This window comes from Flavobacterium sp. GQ95 (assembly GCF_059758655.1).
The window spans coordinates 1-23,906 of the sequence record NZ_JCAXEB010000025.1 but is presented as its reverse complement, the minus strand read 5'-3'; the positions used below and the strand labels follow the sequence as shown (position 1 = coordinate 23,906).

General features: G+C 37.1%; 9 protein-coding genes and 2 pseudogenes. 1 reads left to right on the top strand and 10 read right to left on the bottom strand.

The features are described from left to right. Nucleotides 1–1,312 precede the first annotated feature (1,312 nt). The 10 genes and pseudogenes from AC6CH4_RS25205 to AC6CH4_RS25160 all read right to left on the bottom strand — a co-directional run bounded on the left by AC6CH4_RS25205 (nucleotide 1,313) and on the right by AC6CH4_RS25160 (nucleotide 20,913). Nucleotides 1,313–5,638 carry a PKD domain-containing protein gene (locus AC6CH4_RS25205; RefSeq protein WP_498107962.1) on the bottom strand — a complete coding sequence of 1,442 codons (4,326 nt, stop codon included), beginning with the start codon at nucleotides 5,636–5,638 and terminating at the stop codon, nucleotides 1,313–1,315. Between the two features lie 1,144 nt (nucleotides 5,639–6,782). Beyond that, nucleotides 6,783–7,121, bottom strand: coding sequence for a GEVED domain-containing protein (locus AC6CH4_RS25200; RefSeq protein WP_498107960.1), 339 nt, complete (start codon nucleotides 7,119–7,121; stop codon nucleotides 6,783–6,785). After that, a complete protein-coding gene (locus tag AC6CH4_RS25195; protein ID WP_498107958.1) occupies nucleotides 7,118–7,627 on the bottom strand; it encodes a hypothetical protein in 510 nt (169 codons plus the stop codon). The genes AC6CH4_RS25200 and AC6CH4_RS25195 overlap by 4 nt, the downstream gene beginning before the upstream one ends. A 351-nt stretch (nucleotides 7,628–7,978) precedes the next feature. Then, a complete protein-coding gene (locus AC6CH4_RS25190; RefSeq protein ID WP_498107956.1) occupies nucleotides 7,979–8,146 on the bottom strand; it encodes a hypothetical protein in 168 nt (55 codons plus the stop codon). A 438-nt stretch (nucleotides 8,147–8,584) separates the two neighbouring features. Then, nucleotides 8,585–17,755 carry a T9SS type B sorting domain-containing protein gene (locus tag AC6CH4_RS25185; protein ID WP_498107954.1) on the bottom strand — a complete coding sequence of 3,057 codons (9,171 nt, stop codon included), beginning with the start codon at nucleotides 17,753–17,755 and terminating at the stop codon, nucleotides 8,585–8,587. Nucleotides 17,756–19,057: 1,302 nt separating this feature from the next. Beyond that, a pseudogene (locus AC6CH4_RS25180) lies at nucleotides 19,058–19,288 on the bottom strand (type IX secretion component PorD family protein). Between the two features lie 40 nt (nucleotides 19,289–19,328). Then, nucleotides 19,329–19,595 (bottom strand): annotated as a pseudogene (locus tag AC6CH4_RS25175) (type IX secretion component PorD family protein); the annotation flags it as partial. A 326-nt stretch (nucleotides 19,596–19,921) separates the two neighbouring features. Continuing rightward, complete coding sequence (locus AC6CH4_RS25170; RefSeq protein ID WP_498107952.1) at nucleotides 19,922–20,185, bottom strand: transposase; 264 nt, start codon at nucleotides 20,183–20,185, stop codon at nucleotides 19,922–19,924. Between the two features lie 32 nt (nucleotides 20,186–20,217). Further along, the gene (locus AC6CH4_RS25165; RefSeq protein WP_498107950.1) at nucleotides 20,218–20,520 is read right to left on the bottom strand and encodes a DDE-type integrase/transposase/recombinase; all 303 of its coding nucleotides are present in this window, start codon (nucleotides 20,518–20,520) and stop codon (nucleotides 20,218–20,220) included. A gap of 231 nt (nucleotides 20,521–20,751) precedes the next feature. Beyond that, a complete protein-coding gene (locus tag AC6CH4_RS25160) occupies nucleotides 20,752–20,913 on the bottom strand; it encodes a hypothetical protein (protein ID WP_498107948.1) in 162 nt (53 codons plus the stop codon). 630 nt (nucleotides 20,914–21,543) lie between these two features. Here AC6CH4_RS25160 and AC6CH4_RS25155 point away from each other — a divergent pair. Further along, nucleotides 21,544–23,906, top strand: a 2,363-nt coding sequence (locus AC6CH4_RS25155) for a M43 family zinc metalloprotease (RefSeq protein ID WP_498107946.1), incomplete at its 3' end; no start/stop codon positions are given.

Here is a 23,906-nt window from a genome sequence, read left to right as displayed (position 1 = left end):
ATATCATCAGGTTTGACAGAACAGAACAATTAGAATTAATTGAAAATCCTACAAATAAGGTAAATAAAATCTAAATTACTGGATAATCTTCTCAACAAACAGACTGCATTATAGCTAAAAAAATCCAGATGAAGAGAAAAAGAATATTTTACAAACATAGTTGACCTTAAGAGCATAAATCGTCTTATAAAAATAGTCTTGCTCACTTTTTAATTTCTTTTACAAATAATCTTCAGTGGCTCACTCAAAAAAAACAAGGTACATGTCTTGTTTCTGCCAACAAGGTAATATCAAAAGCAAATCGAATAAATATGCTCATATAGGAGAAGGTTTTTTGTGATTAGATTTAGTATGCAACACTCAATTAACATACACCGATATGTCCGCATTACACCTCTTTTATACCACAAAAACCAACAATTTAAATTTTAAAGTGGGCATTGTTTCAATAGGATTTAAAAAAAAGGCATAACCCATTTTTGCGAAGTTATTGCTGTAATTAAAAATCAGGCATTCCACTAAGAAAGAGAATTGAGACTTAATCTCCTCTTAAATCTAAATATATTTCCGAAATCATACTAAACCCTCAGTGCAAAATGAATATTCAACAATGTATCAAATTACCGAAATCCCGGAGTATAGAGCTAGATGAAAGTCAAGTCAAAAAACACACCATATTCTTACATCAACAATGAAAAACAAAATTAAAAATTTTCATTAGTTTTTGTAGTAGCCAGATGTAAATGATACCTTTTCTTAAAGAAGTTTGCTAAATTCATGTTTATTGGGAATTAAACAAAGCTTTAGAAACTACTTGCTATTTCATAAAAACAACTAATCTGAAAATATACAAATTTATCCACTTGAATTGTTTTTTAAAATTTGCTTAGACTGTAACAAATCTACTCCATCTGTTTTCCTTATGTAACGTTTCGGTACAAGGTATATATCATAAGTAAGAAAAGAGTACACTTGGCAATCCTTTATTATCAATTGCTCCTATTGTCCAATAATAATGAGAATTTTTCGACAAGTATAATTATCTAATCAGTCACTAAAACCTCTTTTGTATGCCCAAATATTTGAAAAGCATTATTCAAAGCTATCTGCATTTCAGAGACCACAGTATCCTTCTGAGAATCAATATTCCATTAAAATTTCACAATATTGTCAAGAACATAATTTCAAATCTATAGGCGTGTCAATACAGGAGTCGCAGGGGCCATGTTTTCCGCTTCAAACAATTAGGTCCTTGTCAGAAAAGCAGTTGCAAGAATATCAATAAGGGTCAAATATCTAAGATTTTTCATAACTATTTTTTTATAATTTTTACAACAACGGATTTTTCCAGGCCTATTTTAGCAAAATAAATTCCCGAAGGCTGATTTTCCAAAGTTAATTTAACTCTTGAATTTTCAACAGTATAAACTCTGCTTGAAATTAAACTCCCTATTATATTGTATATTGTTATTGAAACTTCTTTTGCCGAAACAGGCAATTCAATTTCAAAACCTCCCGATGTAGGGCTTGGATACAATGCAACGATATTTTTTAATGCCTGAATATCTTTGATATATACCCCTTCACAGGATTTTGCAGATTTCACTTTCAGTACATCTCCTTTTTTTACCGCTACCGAAAAATTCGAATCATTGGTTTGAAACTTTTCAATTTCATTTACCAAAATAGAGAAAGGGGCACTTCCCTGTTCCATTTCAACCTCCACTTTATCTTTCGCCACTTTTGATTTTGCAGCTATAGTGACTGCCTTACCGATTACAAAAGTAAAGTTTTGCTCAAATACTACTCCGGGAATCCTTATTGAAACCCTATAAATTCCTGGAGATAAGGAACCAATTTTCACACTGTTGTCTGTAAAATTATAATTCTTATTACTAATAACTGCCATATAAGGATAGAGAACTTTAGCCTTTATATAAATTTCGCCATTATTTTCATTGTCACACGATTCCGCTTTGGTAGTAATGAAAAAATTGTCGGCAGGCAGCTTTAATACATCTGGCGTTGTAAATGAAATTGTTGACCAATCACTGAATCCTTCAATACACTTACTTCTTATATGAAAATAATACTTAGTAGAGGTTATCAAAGAAATGGCATCATAAAAAGTACCCTCAGTGGCTATACCTTCAAAGACGGGATTCTCAGAAGTCATATCTAAAACATATTCATAACCCAAAGAATTTAAAATTACATCCCATTTAATTCTTACACACGATGCTATAGGCCTTGTTATCCTTATATTGGATGGCATGGCACATGGAAGAGTTACAGTAATCATATCAACGACTGTTTTGGTATGGTTACCAACATTGTTTACTACCATGAGCTCAACACTATATACTCCGGGTTCTGTAAAGATAAAACGTGGGTTTTGTTCTTCTGATGTGAATTTTTCAACTCCTCCCTTATTGATTTTCCATAACCATAAAGTTGGTGTATTAATCGAAGTATCAGTAAAAATTACACTTTCACCTATTTTGATTACTGTTGAAGAAGTTGTGAAATTTGAGATTGGCAAACCCACAGTAATCATATCAATGACTGTTTTGGTATGGTTGCCCACATCATTTGTTACCATTAGCTCGACACTATATACTCCCGGTTCTGTGAATGTAAAACTTGGGTTTTGCTCCTTTGAAGTAAATTTCTCAACTCCTTTCTTGTTGATTTTCCACAACCATGAAGTCGGTGTATTACCCGAGGTATCGGTAAAAGTTACACTATCATCTTTATTGATTACCGTTGAAGAAGTTGTAAAATTTGAGACTGGAAAACCTACGGTAATCATATCAACGACTGTTTTAGTATGATTACCGACTTCGTTTGTTACCATTAGGGCAACATTATATACTCCAGGTTCTGTAAATGTAAAACTTGGGTTTTGTTCCTCTGATATAAATTTTTCAACTCCTTTCTTGTTAATTTTCCACAACCATGAAGTTGGTGTATTACTCGAACTATCTGTAAAAGTTACACTTTCACCTGTTTTGATCACCGTTGAAGAAGCTATAAAATTTGAGACTGGAAAACCTACAGTAATTACATTAGCAACTGTTTTTGTATTATTTCCAGCTTTGTTGGAAACAAAAAGCTCAACACTATATATTCCAGCGTCCGAGAATGTAAAACTTGGATTTTGTTCCCTTGAAATAAATTTTACAGCACCATCCCTGCTAATTTTCCAGTCCCATAAAGTTGGTGTATTAATCGAAGTATCTGTAAAAGTTACACTTGTACCTATTTTAACCACTGTTGAAGAAACTGTAAAGTCAGCTGTAGGACTAAGAATAACCTTTACAAAATCAGTGACAATTTTGGCATTACTGCCTCCATCATTGGTCGCAGTAAGCTCAACACTATACAAACCTTCTTCTGTAAAAGTAAACTTTGGATTTTGCTCCGAAGAAGCAAATTTCACAATACCTTCTTTACTTATTTTCCACGCCCACGAAGTAGGCACATTACTTGATATATCCTTAAGGACCAACGATTCCCCTTCAAAAATATGTATTACATCATCGTTTGTAAGTTGTACTTCTAATTCACTTATACTGGCAGTCTCTCCTCCACCTTCAAATCCGGACATAGCCTTGAGACGGATATAACGCGCAGTAACCGCTGAAAAAGTTTGTTTTTTATCAACTATAGTACGAGCCCAGGTTCCTGATCGAGCCAATGTCCAATTGCTCCCATCGGAGCTTACATAAAATTCATAATCTTTAATAAGTCCATTTGTAATATTTTGCTGTCTAGGAACACAAGTAAAACCATCTACATTATACTCTTTTCCCATATCAATCTGGATCTCATGTGGATATGCAAGAGAGCTCTTTGTACGCCAACGAGTATTCCTGTCACCATCAAAAGCCTGGATTCCTTTATAATTGATTTCATTGTGAGGTTCTTCACTACTTACATGTTTTGAAGACCATCCTGTTGTTGGAACATTTCTAAAAACAGTAAAATCAGATACAGGAACTGTGGTTACCTTAATCATATCAGCTACTTTTTTTGTATGATTGCCAAAACTATTCGTTACCGTAAGGCTAACACTATATATCCCCGGTTCTGTAAATGTAAAATTTGGGTTTTGTTCAGCTGAATTGAATTTTTCAACACCCTCTTTACTGACTTTCCAAGACCATGAAGAGGGCTTGTTGGAAGAAATATCAGTAAAGAGAATATTACTCCCGGTTTTGATTGAAGTGGATACAGCTGTAAAAGCATCTATTGGAACATCTACAGCAATCATATTCAGTATTGTTTTTGTATTATTTCCTGCTCTATTGGAAACTAAAAGTTTCACACTATAAAACCCCGATTCTGTGAATATAAAGTTTGGATTTTGTTCTGTGGAAGTATATTTTATACCCCCTTCTTTACTTACTTCCCATGACCAGCAATCAGGTGTATTAATAGAAGTATCAGTAAAATTTACATTTTCATCTGTTTTGATCGCCGTTGAAGAAGCTGTAAAATTAGCTGCTGGAACAAGAGTGACATTTATCAAACCTGTAACTGTTTTGATACTACTTCTCTCTTCATTGCTAGAAGTATGTTCAACACTATATAAACCCTCTTCCGTGAAGGTAAAATTTGGATTTTTTCCCGAAGAAGTGAATTTTACAACACCGTCTTTTCTAATTTTCCAATCCCATGAAGTTGGTGCATTGGTTGATGTATCCACAAACCACAACGACTCGCCTCCGGAAACCTGTACTGAATCAGGATTATCATTTTGAACTTTTACCCCCAATTCAGCTATAGCAGAAAAAGTACGTCCTTTAAATCCCGACAAAGATCTAAGTCGGATATAACGAGCATTAACCGCTGTAAAAAAATGTACCTTGTCAGCTAAAGTTTTATTCCAGGTGCCCGATCCTGCTAATGTCCAATTGGCGCCATCAGAACTTGCATAAAATTCATAATCTTTAATAAGTCCATCTTCATCCATAAGACCATTTCCAAGACTCTGCCGAGGAGCATACCTAAATCCATCTATCTTGTACTCTTTCCTCATATCAATATGAATCTCATGCGGATATGGAACTTGCTTAGAAGTAGAAGTATGCCAAAAAGTAAGCCTGTTACCATCAAAAGCATTAGCTCCCGGAGACAAAGCAATTACATTACTTACATGTTTTAATATCCATCCAACGAGAGGAACATTTTTAAAAACAACAAAATCTGATATAAGGACTGTCGCCACAATCATATTATCTAACCCTTTTGCATTGTTCTCACCAGAATCTGTTATGGTCAGTTCAACACTATCTATTTTCTGTTCGTTGAGCGTAAAATTTGGATGCTGCCCTGAAGAATTAAATTTTCCTATTTCTCCCTTAATGATTTTCCTAGACCATGAAGCAGGATTATTAGACGAAATATTTGTAAAGAAAAAACTGTTTCCTGTTTTAATAGAAGTGAATTCAGTAGTAAAATTAGAGCCCAGCAGATCAGTTCCAAAGATTGGTCTATCCCTAATATCCAAATAGCCATTATCGGTTTTTAAACTAACTATAGTATAATTATCAAATTCAAAAAAAGGATTTCTATTACTAGAAAATAAATAAGAGCAACTAAACAATAAAAGCAAAAACAGATTCTTTTTCATAAATTAAAAAATTTTACTACATTCTATATATTAAATACTCGCTTCTTTATAATTTATAATCAAAACTTCTCATTATAACAATCTCGGTTTAAAAACTATGCCTACTATTAAACAAAATATAAAAGTTTATAAATTATCAAAGTAAATTCAAGATATTTTAATCAGTATGGATAATTTACTAGTCAAGTTATATTTTATACTATAGGGCCAATTATTTCAGACTATCTTCAAAATATTGTAAAGATGCCATTTGTGTCTTATGATTAAGTAATTATAAGATATGAATTGTATTTTTACTTTAATTTTGTTAATTTGTTCATCATTTATTACTTCAAATTTAATTTTGCGGGCTAAATCAAACAAAGTAAACCTGACGAAAATCTAAAATTCAAAACTAATCAAGAAATTAAATTATGTAAGAAAAAACAGTACTCATCTATACACAAATAAGAAGATATTTCTTATTTATTTATCTTGTGATTTTAATAGTAGTTTATTACCCTTATTTTATAGTAATAATACACTAAATATATACTTATTATAAAAACATTTTTTGAATAGTAAATCAAACATCTACTCAGAATGATATTTCTTTTTCAAATCCGAGAATAGAAGTATTAGATAAAATAATAAAACATCAGTTTTATGATCTAGAAATTAAAAAAAAGAAATCAACTTATATACGTTTTATCAGATAATAATTCATACCTATCTTCTTTACAGGAAAATTACTCTCAGTGGAAACTTTCTTTGGCCGCAAATGCCTCTAAAAAATTATAAAAACTCATTTTGGGAACTAAAAGTAGAGAATATCAGTGAACCGATTAAATAATGCAAATTAAAATCTATATGAAAAATCAAAAAAGCCTTTCATGGATAAGATCCATTGAAAAGCTTTTTCTAAGTTGAGTTTATATCTCTATTCCTAATATTCAAAAGGGGTTCTTATAAGCCTTCCTTTTTGTAAAAATATTGTATAAATAGCTGGATACTTCATTTTCTGAACTGCATAATTAAAATTTAATAAAATACAAAGATTTGCTTACCGTATACCATTATTAAAAATTTGTAAAAAGTATCTACCAGACTCTAAGGAAGAAACATCAATTTTGCCTTCTATCTCTACTCCTGCTTCGCCTTCGGTTTAATCTTCAATTACACCTTTTTTTGTCATTTTTCCTAATAAATCGTATATAATGAATGTGGCATTTTTGGAAATTCGTGTTATATTTAAAATAGAATTTATTGGATTTGGACTAAGTATGACATCATATCCAGAATCCTTATTCTCTCTAAATGATTCTATATCTAAATTTTCAGTGAGATTTGAATTAAGTCTACCATTATTTTCCAAATCCTTTTCCTTTATAATTGAATCTATAGTATTGATGTTTACCGTATAATCTTCTACCTCACCATAGCTAATCGTGCCACATGGTCTCCATACTCCTCCATCTCCTAGAGAAATCCTCATCCTTGTCAATCCATATTTTGCAGTTTTTGGAATAGTAAATGTACCTTTAACTGAAGTTTCCCTGAAATTATAAGAAACTTACTCCATACAAATTCAGAAACATCAAAAATTCCATCGCGATTGTAATTAATATAAATAGCGTATCCCCCATTCGATCTTTGTAGCTCTATAGTTATAGTATTGGTATTAAAAATAGGTATCATAATATTAGTATAATCGGAATAACCTTTACCTTTATCAGTCGAAGGATTATCAATTTTACCTATTTTTATTCTTTTTATATATCTTGATGGTGATCCCTCTCTGATTTGCAATAGACAATAGCTTAACCGTAAATTTTCTTTCTTTGTGAGGCTTATTTTTTCATTAGACGCTGTAAATTCTAACCGTATATACATCTGGTAATTGAAAAGCATGTTGGCAATATTTCCACTAGCATACAATTTAGGAGATTCTCCTCCTCTGGTTACTTTCCAGTTACCTCTAAGATCGTCACTTGTTGATCTGTCATCCAATATAATAGTTTCGTTTACAGTAATTCATTTATTATCTTTTGTGTTTTTATTCCTCCTTCATTCACATCTTTTAAAATTACAAAGTCCACAATCAGCTTTAAGGGTTTATTGGACGCTTTCCAACTTGATGCTTTAGAATTATCCACCGTTGTACTTAAATTTATCTTTCATAAATACAGTACAAATTAGAGCTTTTTTATTATTAAAGTGAAAATTTATTAGAAAAATTAATTACAGTAAATTTTACTTTCGTATTATCGAAAAATGCATCTATAATTATTTTATTGAGATTTTTAACCTCTAAATAAAAGTTTATTTGGATTTAACTTATATGTGTTAAATCAATATTTTCTATTCAACCAATCTGTACATAATATCTTCGTTTGCAAATAAAATGAGTGCTTCTATCTCAAAAGAATATTCTCCTTCCACAGTAACATTGTTCAACAGCCAAATATGAACTACTACTTTTATGAAGGTATAAGATTTTTTTTTATTAAAAATTATTAAAATTGGCATTCTTAATGCTGTATTGTTCACCCTATTAAAATGCAAAATTTAACTCTATAGCAACGCTCCCCGGAGCAAAATTTTTTATAGATACCTATTTAAATCTAAAAGCCAGACTATCACTATCTACGAAAAGTGTCGAATTATATAACTAAGCATTAAAATCGTAACGTATCAACAGTAAATCGTCCTTCGTATAAGACTCTGACGACCTTGATTTAGTATATTATATACTATAATTTAAAGATTAGCCAAAAGACCTTTTTAGGATAAAGCAACATTATTATAAATGAAAAGGTGTCCATCAAATGAACACCTTAACAAATTTAGATACTTCTATCATTCTGAACTTGACATTCTAATATCGATTTTTTATAATCCAAAGAAAAGAATGTCCTTTTAGTATTTCTAATTTATGATTTTCATATAAATCCCATTATATCTATACTATTTGTTTATGTAGAGATATCCTGATTTCTCAATATAACTATCTGAATCTTTATCCTTATATCTGATAGCATAAAAATAAGTCCCAACTGTCAAAGATGATCTATCTGATGGTCTAAAAGCAATATCTAAATTATTATAATTATACCGTTCAAAAATTAATTTTCCCCAACGATTATATATCCGCACATTGTTATCCGGATACTGTTCCAATCCACCAATATAAAAAATATCATTGATGCCATCTCCATTAGCAGATACTTCATTAAATACTTGGATAGAATTCCTTAGTGGTAAATTAAACAATATTTCTAATTCAGCTTCCCTTTTATAAACAATATTATCATAAGAATAATCTCCTTTCACAGTACCTAAATTAAAAATAGATCCTTTAAAAATATCTTTCTGATTAATAGTGTATCTAAAAACAAACGGTTTTTCCTCATTTCCATCCAGTTTATCCACTGTAAAAATAATTCCTGTCAATGAATCTTTTATCACTGCATTAATCAACGGTACATTTCCACTATTTATTAGTTTGTAATTAAATTCAACAGTCTCTCCTACTTCTGCAAAACCATCTCCATTTTCATCCTTAAAAATCTGGTCTCCGATAATCTTTATTGAGATATCTGTAACTGAAATAGTAACATTACCACTAGCACAATTTAAAGGATTTAATTTCTGACATATACTATAAATTAAATTATAGTCTCCTCCTTCTATATCAGAAGAAACAGTAATTGTTCCATCCGAATTTAATGTTAATCCAAATGGGATTGTCACTCCCGTTAAAATCACATCATTTGAAGTTAAAAGTACACCATTCAATATATCATTTTTTAATACCGATTCAGTCACAGCATCCTTTTTCCCTTTCAGTATGGTATAATTATCATCAACTGCAACAATAGGGGTATTGGCAACTTCTATCTTAACTATATCTTGGCAGCCGTTGGTTGCGGTCCAGATAAAATTGTAAGTACCAATCGTACTAAAACCCTGAATAATTGATTTAGGATTAGATGCTTCCATTATAGTTGCAGTCCCTGGATTATTCACTGAAGCTGTCCAGGTTCCAAAACCTTCTGCTTCCATTTCTACACTTCCAAATTGAATAGCTGCTTTGTCAGGTCCCGCCTTAGGAAGAACATCATCCACGGTAACAATCACCATATCGGTTGCCGTACAGCCTGTGGTACTATTGGTCGCCGTTAGTGTATAGGTGGTAGTCACCGATGGGTTGGCCGTTGGGTTTGAGATGGCTGCATCAGATAGTCCCATTGCCGGACTCCATTGATAAGTAGTACCTGCCACAGCAGCTGCACCGATTGTTTTGCCTGTGTTATTGTTAGTACAGGTTTTGATAAAATCCGCGCCGGCATCAGCAGTCGGTAAAGTCAGGTCAACTGTTACCACTACATCGTCACTGGCCGTACAGCCCGTAGTACTATTGGTCGACGTTAGCGTATAGGTGGTAGTCACCGATGGGTTGGCCATTGGATTCGACACTGTTGCGCTCGTTAATCCCGCTGCCGGACTCCACTGATAAGTAGTACCAGCCACAGCAGCTGCACCGATCGTTTTGCCTGTGTTATTGTTAGTACAGGTTTTGATAAAATCCGCGCCGGCATCAGCAGTCGGTAAAGTCAGGTCAACTGTTACCACTACATCATCACTGGCCGTACAGCCCGTAGTACTATTGGTCGCCGTTAGCGTATAGGTGGTAGTCACCGATGGGTTGGCCATTGGGTTTGAGATGGCTGCATCAGATAGTCCCGTTGCCGGACTCCACTGATAAGTAGTACCCGCCACAGCAGCTGCACCGATCGTTTTGCCTGTGTTATTGTTAGTACAGGTTTTGATAAAATCCGCGCCGGCATCAGCAGTCGGTAAAGTCAGGTCAACTGTTACCACTACATCATCACTGGCCGTACAGCCCGTGGTACTATTGGTCGCCGTTAGCGTATAGGTCGTAGTAACCGATGGGTTGGCCATTGGGTTTGAGATGGCTGCATCAGATAGTCCCGTTGCCGGACTCCACTGATAAGTAGTACCTGCCACAGCAGCTGCACCGATCGTTTTTCCTGTGTTATTGTTTGCACAGGTTTTGGTAAAGTCCGCTCCGGCATCTGCCGTAGGTACTGACTGGTCCACAGTAACGATCACCGTATCGGTAGCCGTACAGCCCGTAGCGGTACTTGTTGTTGTTAATGTATAGGTAGTCGTCACCGATGGATTGGCCGTTGGATTCGACACTGTTGCGCTCGTTAATCCTGTAGCCGGACTCCACTGATAAGTAGTACCAGCCACAGTTGCTGCACCGATCGTTTTTCCTGTGTTATTGTTTGCACAGGTTTTGGTAAAGTCCGCTCCGGCATCTGCCGTAGGTACTGACTGGTCCACAGTAACGATCACCGTATCGGTAGCCGTACAGCCCGTAGCGGTACTTGTTGTTGTTAATGTATAGGTAGTCGTCACCGATGGATTGGCCGTTGGATTCGACACTGTTGCGCTCGTTAATCCTGTAGCCGGACTCCACTGATAAGTAGTACCAGCCACAGTTGCTGCACCGATCGTTTTTCCTGTGTTATTGTTTGCACAGGTTTTGGTAAAGTCTGCTCCGGCATCTGCCACTGGTACTGACTGATCCACAGTAACGATCACCGTATCGGTAGCCGTACAGCCCGTAGCGGTACTTGTTGTTGTTAATGTATAGGTAGTCGTCACCGATGGGTTGGCCGTCGGATTCGACACTGTTGCGCTCGTTAATCCTGTAGCCGGACTCCACTGATAAGTAGTACCAGCCACAGTTGCTACACCGATCGTTTTTCCTGTGTTATTGTTTGCACAGGTTTTGGTAAAGTCTGCTCCGGCATCTGCCGTAGGTACTGACTGGTCCACAGTAACGATCACCGTATCGGTAGCCGTACAACCCGTAGCGGTACTTGTTGTTGTTAATGTATAGGTAGTCGTAACCGATGGGTTGGCCATTGGATTCGACACTGTTGCGCTCGTTAATCCTGTAGCCGGACTCCACTGATAAGTAGTACCAGCCACAGTTGCTGCACCGATCGTTTTTCCTGTGTTATTGTTTGCACAGGTTTTGGTAAAGTCTGCTCCGGCATCTGCCGTAGGTACTGACTGGTCCACAGTAACGATCACCGTATCGGTAGCCGTACAGCCCGTAGCGGTACTTGTTGTTGTTAATGTATAGGTAGTCGTCACCGATGGGTTGGCCGTTGGATTCGACACTGTTGCGCTCGTTAATCCTGTAGCCGGACTCCACTGGTAAGCGATCCCCGCCACGGTTGCTGCACCGATCGTTTTTCCTGTGTTATTGTTTGCACAGGTTTTGGTAAAGTCTGCTCCGGCATCTGCCGTAGGTACTGACTGATCCACAGTAACGATCACCGTATCGGTAGCCGTACAGCCCGTAGTACTATTGGTCGACGTTAGCGTATAGGTAGTCGTCACCGATGGGTTGGCCATTGGATTCGACACTGTTGCGCTCGTTAATCCTGTAGCCGGACTCCACTGGTAAGTGATCCCCGCCACGGTTGCTGCACCGATCGTTTTTCCTGTGTTATTGTTTGCACAGGTTTTGGTAAAGTCTGCTCCGGCATCTGCCGTAGGTACTGACTGATCCACAGTAACGATCACTGTATCGGTAGCCGTACAACCTGTAGCGGTATTGCTCGCCGTTAGCGTATAGGTAGTCGTCACCGATGGGTTGGCCGTTGGATTCGACACTGTTGCGCTCGTTAATCCTGTAGCCGGACTCCACTGGTAAGTGATCCCCGCCACCGCTGCTGCACCGATCGTTTTTCCTGTGTTATTGTTTGCACAGGTTTTGGTAAAGTCCGCTCCGGCATCTGCCGTAGGTACTGACTGATCCACAGTAACGATCACCGTATCGGTAGCCGTACAACCCGTAGTACTATTGCTCGCTGTTAGCGTATAGGTGGTAGTCACCGATGGGTTGGCCATTGGATTCGACACTGTTGCGCTCGTTAATCCTGTAGCCGGACTCCACTGGTAAGTAGTACCAGCCACAGTTGCTGCACCGATCGTTTTTCCTGTTGTATTTACACTGCAATTTTTGGTAAAGTCCGCTCCGGCATCTGCCGTAGGTACTGACTGATCCACAGTAACGATCACTGTATCGGTAGCCGTACAACCCGTAGTACTATTGCTCGCCGTTAGCGTATAGGTAGTCGTCACCGATGGGTTGGCCGTTGGATTCGACACTGTTGTGCTCGTTAATCCTGTAGCCGGACTCCACTGGTAAGTGATCCCCGCCACGGTTGCTGCACCGATCGTTTTTCCTGTTGTATTTACACTGCAATTTTTGGTAAAGTCCGCTCCGGCATCCGCCGTAGGTACTGACTGATCCACAGTAACGATCACTGTATCGGTAGCCGTACAACCCGTAGCGGTACTTGTTGTTGTTAATGTATAGGTAGTCGTCACCGATGGGTTGGCCATTGGATTCGACACTGTTGCGCTCGTTAATCCTGTAGCCGGGCTCCACTGGTAAGTGATCCCCGCCACAGTTGCTGCACCGATCGTTTTTCCTGTTGTATTTACACTGCAATTTTTGGTAAAGTCCGCGCCGGCATCTGCTACTGGAACCGACTGATCCACAGTAACGATCACTGTATCGGTAGCCGTACAACCCGTAGCGGTATTGCTCGCTGTTAGCGTATAGGTGGTAGTCACCGATGGGTTGGCCATTGGATTCGACACTGTTGCGCTCGTTAATCCTGTAGCCGGACTCCACTGATAAGTGATCCCCGCCACAGTTGCTGCACCAATGCTTTTTCCTGTTGTATTTACACTGCAATTTTTGGTAAAGTCTGCTCCGGCATCTGCCGTAGGTACTGACTGGTCCACAGTAACGATCACCGTATCGGTAGCCGTACAACCCGTAGCGGTACTTATTGTTGTTAATGTATAGGTAGTCGTCACCGATGGGTTGGCCATTGGATTCGACACTGTTGCGCTCGTTAATCCTGTAGCCGGACTCCACTGATAAGTAGTACCAGCCACAGTTGCTGCACCGATCGTTTTTCCTGTGTTATTGTTTGCACAGGTTTTGGTAAAGTCTGCTCCGGCATCTGCCGTAGGTACTGACTGGTCCACAGTAACGATCACCGTATCGGTAGCCGTACAACCCGTAGTACTATTGCTCGCTGTTAGCGTATAGGTCGTAGTAACCGATGGGTTGGCCATTGGATTCGACACTGTTGCGCTCGTTAATCCTGTAGCCGGACTCCACTGATAAGTAGTACCAGCCACAGTTGCTGCACCGATCGTTTTTCCTGTGTTATTGTTTGCACAGGTTTTGGTAAAGTCTGCTCCGGCATCTGCCGTAGGTACTGACTGATCCACAGTAACGATCACCGTATCGGTAGCCGTACAACCCGTAGCGGTACTTGTTGTTGTTAATGTATAGGTAGTCGTCACCGATGGATTGGCCGTTGGATTCGACACTGTTGCGCTCGTTAATCCTGTAGCCGGGCTCCACTGATAAGTAGTACCAGCCACAGTTGCTGCACCGATCGTTTTGCCTGTGTTATTAGCAGTACAGGTTTTGGTAAAGTCCGCACCGGCATCTGCCGTAGGTACTGACTGATCCACAGTAACGATCACTGTATCGGTAGCCGTACAACCCGTAGTACTATTGCTCGCCGTTAGCGTATAGGTGGTAGTAACCGATGGGTTGGCCGTTGGATTCGACACTGTTGCGCTCGCTAATCCTGTAGCCGGACTCCACTGGTAAGTGATCCCTGCCACAGTTGCTGCACCGATCGTTTTTCCTGTGTTATTGTTTGCACAGGTTTTGGTAAAGTCCGCTCCGGCATCTGCCGTAGGTACTGACTGATCCACAGTAACGATCACTGTATCGGTAGCCGTACAACCCGTAGTACTATTGCTCGCCGTTAGCGTATAGGTGGTAGTAACCGATGGGTTGGCCATTGGATTCGACACTGTTGCGCTCGTTAATCCTGTAGCCGGACTCCACTGGTAAGTGATCCCTGCCACAGTTGCTGCACCGATCGTTTTTCCTGTTGTATTTACACTGCAATTTTTGGTAAAGTCCGCGCCGGCATCTGCTACTGGAACCGACTGATCCACAGTAACGATCACTGTATCGGTAGCCGTACAACCCGTAGCGGTATTACTCGCTGTTAGCGTATAGGTGGTAGTAACCGATGGGTTGGCCATTGGATTCGACACTGTTGCGCTCGTTAATCCTGTAGCCGGGCTCCACTGGTAAGTGATCCCCGCCACGGTTGCTGCACCGATCGTTTTTCCTGTGTTATTAGCAGTACAGGTTTTGGTAAAGTCCGCGCCGGCATCTGCCGTAGGTACTGACTGATCCACGGTAACGATCACCGTATCGGTAGCCGTACAGCCCGTAGTACTATTGGTCGCTGTTAGCGTATAGGTCGTCGTTACCGATGGGTTGGCCGTCGGATTCGACACTGTTGCGCTCGTTAATCCTGTAGCCGGACTCCACTGGTAAGTGATTCCCGCCACAGTTGCTGCACCGATCGTTTTTCCTGTGTTATTAGCAGTACAGGTTTTGGTAAAGTCCGCGCCGGCATCTGCCGTAGGTACTGACTGATCCACAGTAACGATCACCGTATCGGTAGCCGTACAGCCCGTAGTACTATTGGTCGCTGTTAGCGTATAGGTCGTCGTTACCGATGGGTTGGCCGTCGGATTCGACACTGTTGCGCTCGTTAATCCTGTAGCCGGACTCCACTGGTAAGTGATTCCCGCCACAGTTGCTGCACCGATCGTTTTTCCTGTGTTATTGTTTGCACAGGTTTTGGTAAAGTCTGCTCCGGCATCTGCCGTAGGTACTGACTGATCCACAGTAACGATCACCGTATCGGTAGCCGTACAGCCCGTAGCGGTACTTGTTGTTGTTAATGTATAGGTAGTCGTCACCGATGGGTTGGCCATTGGATTCGACACTGTTGCGCTCGTTAATCCTGTAGCCGGGCTCCACTGGTAAGTGATCCCCGCCACGGTTGCTGCACCGATCGTTTTTCCTGTGTTATTAGCAGTACAGGTTTTGGTAAAGTCTGCTCCGGCATCTGCCGTAGGTACTGACTGATCCACAGTAACGATCACCGTATCGGTAGCCGTACAGCCCGTAGTACTATTGCTCGCCGTTAGCGTATAGGTGGTAGTCACCGATGGGTTGGCTGTTGGATTCGACACTGTTGCGCTCGTTAATCCTGTAGCCGGACTCCACTGGTAAGTGATCCCCGCCACCGCTGCTGCACCGATCGTTTTTCCTGTGTTATTGTTTGCACAGGTTTTGGTAAAGTCTGCTCCGGCATCTGCCAATACTAATTGGTCCACAGTAACAGTTACCATATCGGTAGCGCTACAACCTGTAGCGGTATTGCTCGCCGTTAATGTATAGGTAGTCGTTACTGTTGGATTTGCTGTTGGGTTTGAAATTGCTGCATCCGATAATCCCGCAGCAGGGCTCCACTGGTAAGTGGTACCTGCAATAGCGGTCGTTCCGATTGTTTTTCCAGTGTTATTAGCAGTACAGGTTTTGGTAAAGTCTGCTCCGGCATCTGCCGTAGGTACTGACTGATCCACAGTAACGATCACCGTATCGGTAGCCGTACAGCCTGTAGCAGTACTTGTTGTTGTTAATGTATAGGTAGTCGTCACCGTTGGATTGGCTGTTGGGTTTGAAATTGCTGCATCCGATAATCCCGCAGCAGGGCTCCACTGGTAGGTAGTACCTGCAACAGCAGCTGCACCGATTGTTTTGCCTGTGTTATTAGCGGTACAGGTTTTAGTAAAATCCACACCGGCATCCGTTACTGGAACCGACTGATCCACGGTAACCATTACCATATCGGTAGCCGTACAACCTGTAGCGGTACTTGTTGTTGTTAATGTATAGGTAGTCGTCACCGATGGGTTGGCCGTTGGATTTGACACTGTTGCGCTCGTTAATCCTGTAGCCGGGCTCCACTGGTAAGTGGTACCTGCCACAGCAGCTACACCGATTGTTTTTCCTGTGTTATTAGCAGTACAGGTTTTAGTAAAGTCCGCACCGGCATCCGCCAATGAAACGGACTGGTCCACGGTAACGGTCACCATATCGGTAGCCGTACAGCCTGTAGCAGTCCTCGTTGACGTTAATGTATAGGTAGTCGTCACCGATGGGTTAGCCAGAGGGTTTGAAACCGTAGCACTTGATAATCCCGCAGCAGGGCTCCACTGGTAAGTGGTACCTGCCACAGCAGCTACACCGATTGTTTTTCCTGTGTTATTAGCGGTACAGGTTTTGGTAAAATCCACACCGGCATCCGCCAATGGTACCGACTGGTTCACAGTAACCTCTACATAATCAAAGCTAAAACATCCTGATGCATTAGTTGCAGTTACTTTATACAATGTTGATATATTTGGATTAGCCATAGGATTTGAGATATTTGGATCATCCAATCCCGCAGTAGGGCTCCATAAATAAGTAATTCCGGGCTCAGGTGCTTGTCCGATAATCTTTCCTAAAGGATTACTCGTACACGTCTTGGTGAAATTCGCACCAGCATTTACTTGCGTATTTGAACAATAAGCGTCATTTACAAAATCATCCACGAACACGCCAGTCCCTGCATTAGACTTCACATGAATAGCTACACGTATAGTTTGTCCTACATACAGCCTTAAATCTATTTCTCTGTAATTCCATGTTTTAGATTGAGGAATATACAACGGCTTCACAACATCCGTGAAATCAGACACATTTATACCTCCGTTAATAGAAACTAATACCTCAAGACTATAAACCGAAGGAGAAAAATCATAATTCTTATCATAATAAGATAAACGGTCATTTACTCCAGCCACTACAGTTATCGCCGGAATCACCAAATAATCATTATTAGTATTTTCGAATTGGCTAGCTACACTAAGAAAGCCATTATGCAATACATCTTCCAATGTAAAAGGACTATAAGAAGTATGCGTATCTTTTTTCCATTCCGTAAATCCTGCAACAGATATAGTATTCCATCCTGAAGGAATGCCCCCAGAATTAAAATCCTGTACGAATTGAGCTTGGGTCTTAACAGAGGGCAAGACAATAGCCAACAGTACAAAAAAAGTAAAAATTTTCTTCATCAGATTACAATTTATTATTATTTTTTTAAACTAAACATGTTCCAAAACTATTTGCAAAGTTTTATAAAAAAAACTAACATTAAGGAATTTTCACTACTCACATATACTCCTTAATAATATTTTTTTTTCATATCCCAAAAAAAGACTTTTCATTCATAATTAAATTCACAATATTTTCATCTAAAAGGCATTTAACACAAATTAAAATCCCACAAAACCTCTATTTATAAATCAATATATTCTGTTAATGAGCTAATTTGTTACCTTTTTTATTTATTAAAATTTAAAGTATGTTTATATATCTACTTGGAAAATTGGTTATCCAGATGTGTTGTCTGGTTCAATTAAGAATTTTATCATTGAAAAACTTCTTAATGATTATGACCTTAATAAGCTGATGATACAATTACATAACAGCCTCATTTGTTTATCTGAAACAATACATATATAATAAGCTTCTATGAAAAGTAAAGGTTACAAAATGGTTCTTTGGCAGTTCAGCACACTTTTGTTTTTGATATATAAAATTTTCTATTCGAGGAATTAAAACTGGTGTTTCATGGTACTTACAAAAGTTGCCTTTATTTAACCGTAATGAATGATTATTGTAAAGTTGTATCTGCTTTCGATTTTTGATTGTATCAAAGAAGATACTATAAACTATTCAATTGAATAATTGAATAGTTTATAGTATCTAAATTAAAATACAAATTCTAAAGGACTAAAATAAAGATTATCGCATCTTCTAAATTACAATAGTGAAGATTAAAAAAGATTATCATACTTAAAAGTAATTTAAAAAAACACGGTCAAAGGCAGAAGCATATCTTTCCTTTGTCAGGCTAAAAAAACATGATATTAGACTGAACATACAACACCGCTGCCATCAAAACAAGCCCACAAAATATTGACTGGAAACAATCCAATCTATTATATTAAAATACTATTTTTTATATTTTGGGAATTTGTACCATTGTATAAAACACAAATAATTCTTTTGCACGAAAGGATTACCAATTAAGCATTCTTTAAAATACGATCGAGACAAAAACAAAAATTGAAATTTTATTTTCCAGAATCTTTGAGATTGAATTTGTTTTCTGAATTATTAACACTTATTAAATTATTTAGCAGCATTTAATAGCGAAACTTTATTTAAATTATCTCTTAAATCTGCAATGGGAACACTTGGAGCACCAAAAAAACAGAAACAATCTCGTCCGATTTTGCATTAAAAAATATTTGGGCAAAAAAGCATTTGGTTTAACTGAATTTAACTTCCCTATAATCATTATTGAAGTCTTAATTTTTTTCTTTTGCTCCCTTTAAATCTTCGCTCATTGTATCTACCCCTTTATGACACAAATAAGTTACCTCCCGTAAGTCACTATATGTTAACGAAAACATATCATTAATGAAAAAGTAACGATTTTGAACCCCACCCTTTCCCTGACTCCATCCTTTAAAACCATCTTGCTACGGTACATTTGTAATATTTTGAACTTTTTCAAGATATTGATTTCCGCTACCCATTTCAAAAGTGTCAGCATCGATCCCTAAAACTAAGTAACTGTTAAGACGAAACTACGGAAACCAAATTTGATTTAAAAATAGTAGGATTAAACAAAAAGGTTTCATTCTCTGTATATGTAAAACTGAAATCTTGATTAATATAATTTAATATCAGGAAAAAATAAGTAGAATTAAAAATTAAACTGGATAATTGAACTTGTATCGTACCTAAGAATTGATCTTATTAATAAGAAGACAATATGATATACATCCAACAATTAATTCTCTCATTCTGCTTTAATACAGGTCCTGTCCAATTTGTTTTGTTTACAAACTCAGATTAGGCAGTTTGTAACATTTTAAAACCTGTTGATTCGGATTTCAAAGTTTTTCAGTATTAATGATTAAAGTAATTTAAAATGTTGTGCATGTATATGTGTATAATTAAAAAAGATAAAAGAACAATTATTTTATTCATATGAAGGTCATGTTTGTTAAGATATATATTGTTTTACGGCCTATTCTAAGCCTTTCAAACTATCACAAATTAACTTTATATAAATAACCAAGTGTAGACAATAAATTCAAACTGTTTTTAAAAAAAACTACGCAAGTATATATAGACTGCACCCAAAAGTTTAGACGAATTTATAATTAAATTTGATAATAATGAGCTCGATATTGTATCGGGCTCATTCCTTTTAGATTTAGTTTTATTCTATTGTTATTATAATAATTTATGTATTCAACTATTTCTTGTTTCAATTGATTAATGGAAGTGTATTTTTTAAGATAAAACAACTCTGATTTTATTATTCCGAAGAAATTTTCTATTACAGCGTTGTCAAGACAATTTCCTTTTCTTGACATACTTGGTCTGATTCCTTTTTGTCTTAATAAATATTGATATTGTTTCATTTGATACTGCCATCCCTGGTCTGAGTGGTGTATTAAATTAGTTTGATCGGGTATTTTTCAAAAGACTTTTTAAGCATTGATGTAATTTGGTTAAAGTTTGGTTTTTCGGATAAATCATAACTAATAATTTCTCGATTAAACAAATTAATTATGGGAGATAAATATAACTTCTTTCCTAAGACATTAAATTCTGTAACATCTGTAGCCCATTTTTCATTAGGCATTGTAGTTTTAAAATTACGTTTCAATACATTAGGTGCTATTTTACCTTGCTTTCCTTGGTATGATTTATACTTTTTTACTCTAATTAAGCTTTTTAAACCTAAATATTTCATTCACCTCAAAACAGTTTTATGATTAATTAAAAACTTTTATTTTTAATGTGTAATGTGATACGTCTGTATGCAAATCTGCCTTTATGAACATGGTAGATCTGCTTGATCAGCGCTTTAATGTATTTATATTTATCTTCTATATCATTTTTTTTTCGTAGTAATAATAACTACTACGTGCCATATTCATATGACCCAGCATAGTGCCAAGATCATACTGATGCCTTAATTCTATTATGGCTTGCGCTTTAAATTCTTGATTTCTTCGGCTTGAACTAAGGCATTGAACTTTTTTAAAAGAGCATTCTCACATCGTAATGATTCTATCTCTAGTAAAAGCTCTTCCTCTCTGGTTAGAGGTTTATTAGATTTCTTTTTGGCTCTTTTAAAAGTCATTGTTATTCCTTTAGGTTTAGCTTCTAAGCCTGAAACACCATGTTTTTGATAATTCGTTTGCCGGTACATACAATAATTAAGATGAAGTTAAAAAAGGCATATGTAACCAACAATTGTCAAAAAAACAGTAATTAAAAATAAATGGAGATTTGGATTTCTGATTAATACCTGAAGACAAATTACCAGTTTGAGTACCAAAGCTAATTTTGAAGACCACAATCTCTGAGTTGAATGACAACTACTATGGTGTTTTCATTATTTTCTTAATTACATAATATTTTCAATAAAAGCTTTATTTGATATCTAATCTTTTATTCAACTCAAAAGAAATTAAAAGGATAATTAAATTATGAGTTAAAAAAGATATTTGAGATTAATAAAATAGCAACAGTGATTTTTGTTTTTTAAGTGTTCCGATTTATGCTAGATAATGTTAAAAATGCATCTAAACTAAACACATTTATAATTAATTATATACGCGTGTAGAGCTGAGTGGTCAAATATTTAAAGAGGATTCTTTTATTATTTACTTTTGAACGATTATTTTTTTTTAGAAAATAATCAAAGCAAATATTTATTTATAGCACTTTGTAATAAAGTCTTTTATGTTTTTAATTTAAATGAAAAAAAATGAAAAAAAAAATACTTTTAATTGTCTCGTTATTGAGTTTTCTCAATTCGTTTTCCCAGGAAATAAAAAAAAAACCTGAACCGTGTGGTGCCGATGAAATTACTAGAAGAATGTTAGAATCAGATCCTAAAGCAAGGGAACTGAAATTACAATCTGAAAAAAAGATTAAACAGAATAAAGCAGTTTCAAAAAAATCTGCAACTTCTTCAGTATATATTATTCCTATTGTTGTACATGTTATGCATAAGGGCGAGCCTATAGGCATAGGTACAAACATAAGTAATGAGCAAATATACCAAAAAATTAAGGTTTTGAACGAACGGTATAGAAAGATACCCGGTTCTCTTGGTAATGGAAATGGAGTAGATGTAGGAATTGAATTTGCCTTAGCAGTTAGAGATCCATTGAATAATGCGACAACCGGAATCACAAGAACAGACATGTCTGGTAATGCAGAATATATGAGCAATGGGGTTAAATATGATAGTTTCGGAATTTCTGACCCAACATTGAAGTCTTTAGATAGTTGGGACCCTACCAAATATTATAATATTTGGATTATCTCTGAAATTGATAATAACGAAGGGGGAAGCGGGATCCAAGGATATGCTAATTATTCTGCTGTACACGGGTATCAATATGATGGCGCAGTTATGATAACCAGAACTATCACAGATTTAATATCCAATACACTTGAACATGAATTAGGACATGCTTTTAATTTACATCATACTTTTCAAGGAGACAACGGGGGAACCCAATGTCCACAAGGAGATGGGGATTTTTGCGATGATACTCCAGCTCATATGCAAGTCTCTATCTGTGAAAATACTACAACTAATCCCTGTGATATTGATCCTTCAAATTTATCGTTTCTTAATAACTATATGAGTTATTCTGAGAATGCATGTACCAATATGTTTACAAACGATCAAAAATTACGTATAATTACAGCGTTAGAAGGCTCTAGAAAATCATTTTTGCCCTCTGAAGGGAATAATAGTTTGGTGCCTGTATCTGCTCCAATAGCTGATTTTACTGATAAAGCTCAGCTAATTCCAAAAAATGGTTCCGCAGACTTATTTGATCGCTCGATAGGAATTTTCAATACTCAATTAAAAGATACTTTTTTGACGGGAATGTCTTTTAGTTGGCTTGTAACCAATGGGACAACAACTTTAGTATCGAGTAAACAAAATCCCAGATTTATTTTTAATGAAGTGGGATCTTATTCCGTTACTCTTACCGTGACTAACTTAATTGGAACCAATAGTAAAACGATAAAACATCTAATCACAGTTATTCCTGACATGAGCCCCAAAGCTAGCTCTACAACACGATCAGATTTTAATGATTGGTACACTGTTTATGAAGTTAATTTTAGCAATATGTCGAATGTAACAGACCGTTATATAAATTCTGGATATAGTGATTTTTCAAGTTCAAAAATGACATCTGTTATATCGGGAAATAATTATCCATTAACAGTTAAAATTAAAGGAGGAAATAGTGGAATGTCTCAATACTATGCTGCTTATATTGATTACAATAATAACGGGGCTTTTGAAAATGATGAAAAAATCGCTACCGGTTCTACTGAAACACATACAGAAAAAGAGATTATTACTGATGTTGTAATACCCAATACTGCGATAAAAAATAAGCTATTACGTATGAGGATAATTGGCACCGGAAATCCTTCTGAAAGTAATGCAATAACTTATAACAAAGTTAATGGATTGGAGTCCTTTTTAATTGGCGATGTAGAAGATTATGGCGTTTATATTAGTGATATTACTCCAATTGCTGATTTTACTACCTCAGAAACAAAGATTCCTGTAAGCGAAAGTATTAGATTTACAGACGCATCTACCCATTCACCCCTATTCAGGGAATGGAAAATCACCAAAGAAGGTACAGATTTCTTTACCTCTTATTCACCAAACCCCGAGTTTACTTTTACAGAACCAGGTGTGTATTCGGTAGCCCTTACCGCAGTAAATATTGCAGGTAGCAATACTAAGGCAGTTGCTGATATGATAACTGTAACGGCAAAACCTATCGTTGATTTTATCGCTTCTGCAATGCAGGTTGCTGTAGGGGGAAATATAAAATTCACCGATGCATCAACCAACTCCCCTACATCCTGGGAATGGAAAATTACCAAAGCAGGTACTGTTCTCTTTACCTCGGATTTACAAAATCCCGAGTTTACTTTTACAGAACCAGGTGTGTATTCGGTAGCCCTTACCGCAGTAAATATTGCAGGTAGCAATACCAAGACAACTGAGAATATGGTAACTGTAACGGCAAAACCTATCGTTGATTTTACCGCTTCTGCAATGCAGGTTGCTGTAGGGGA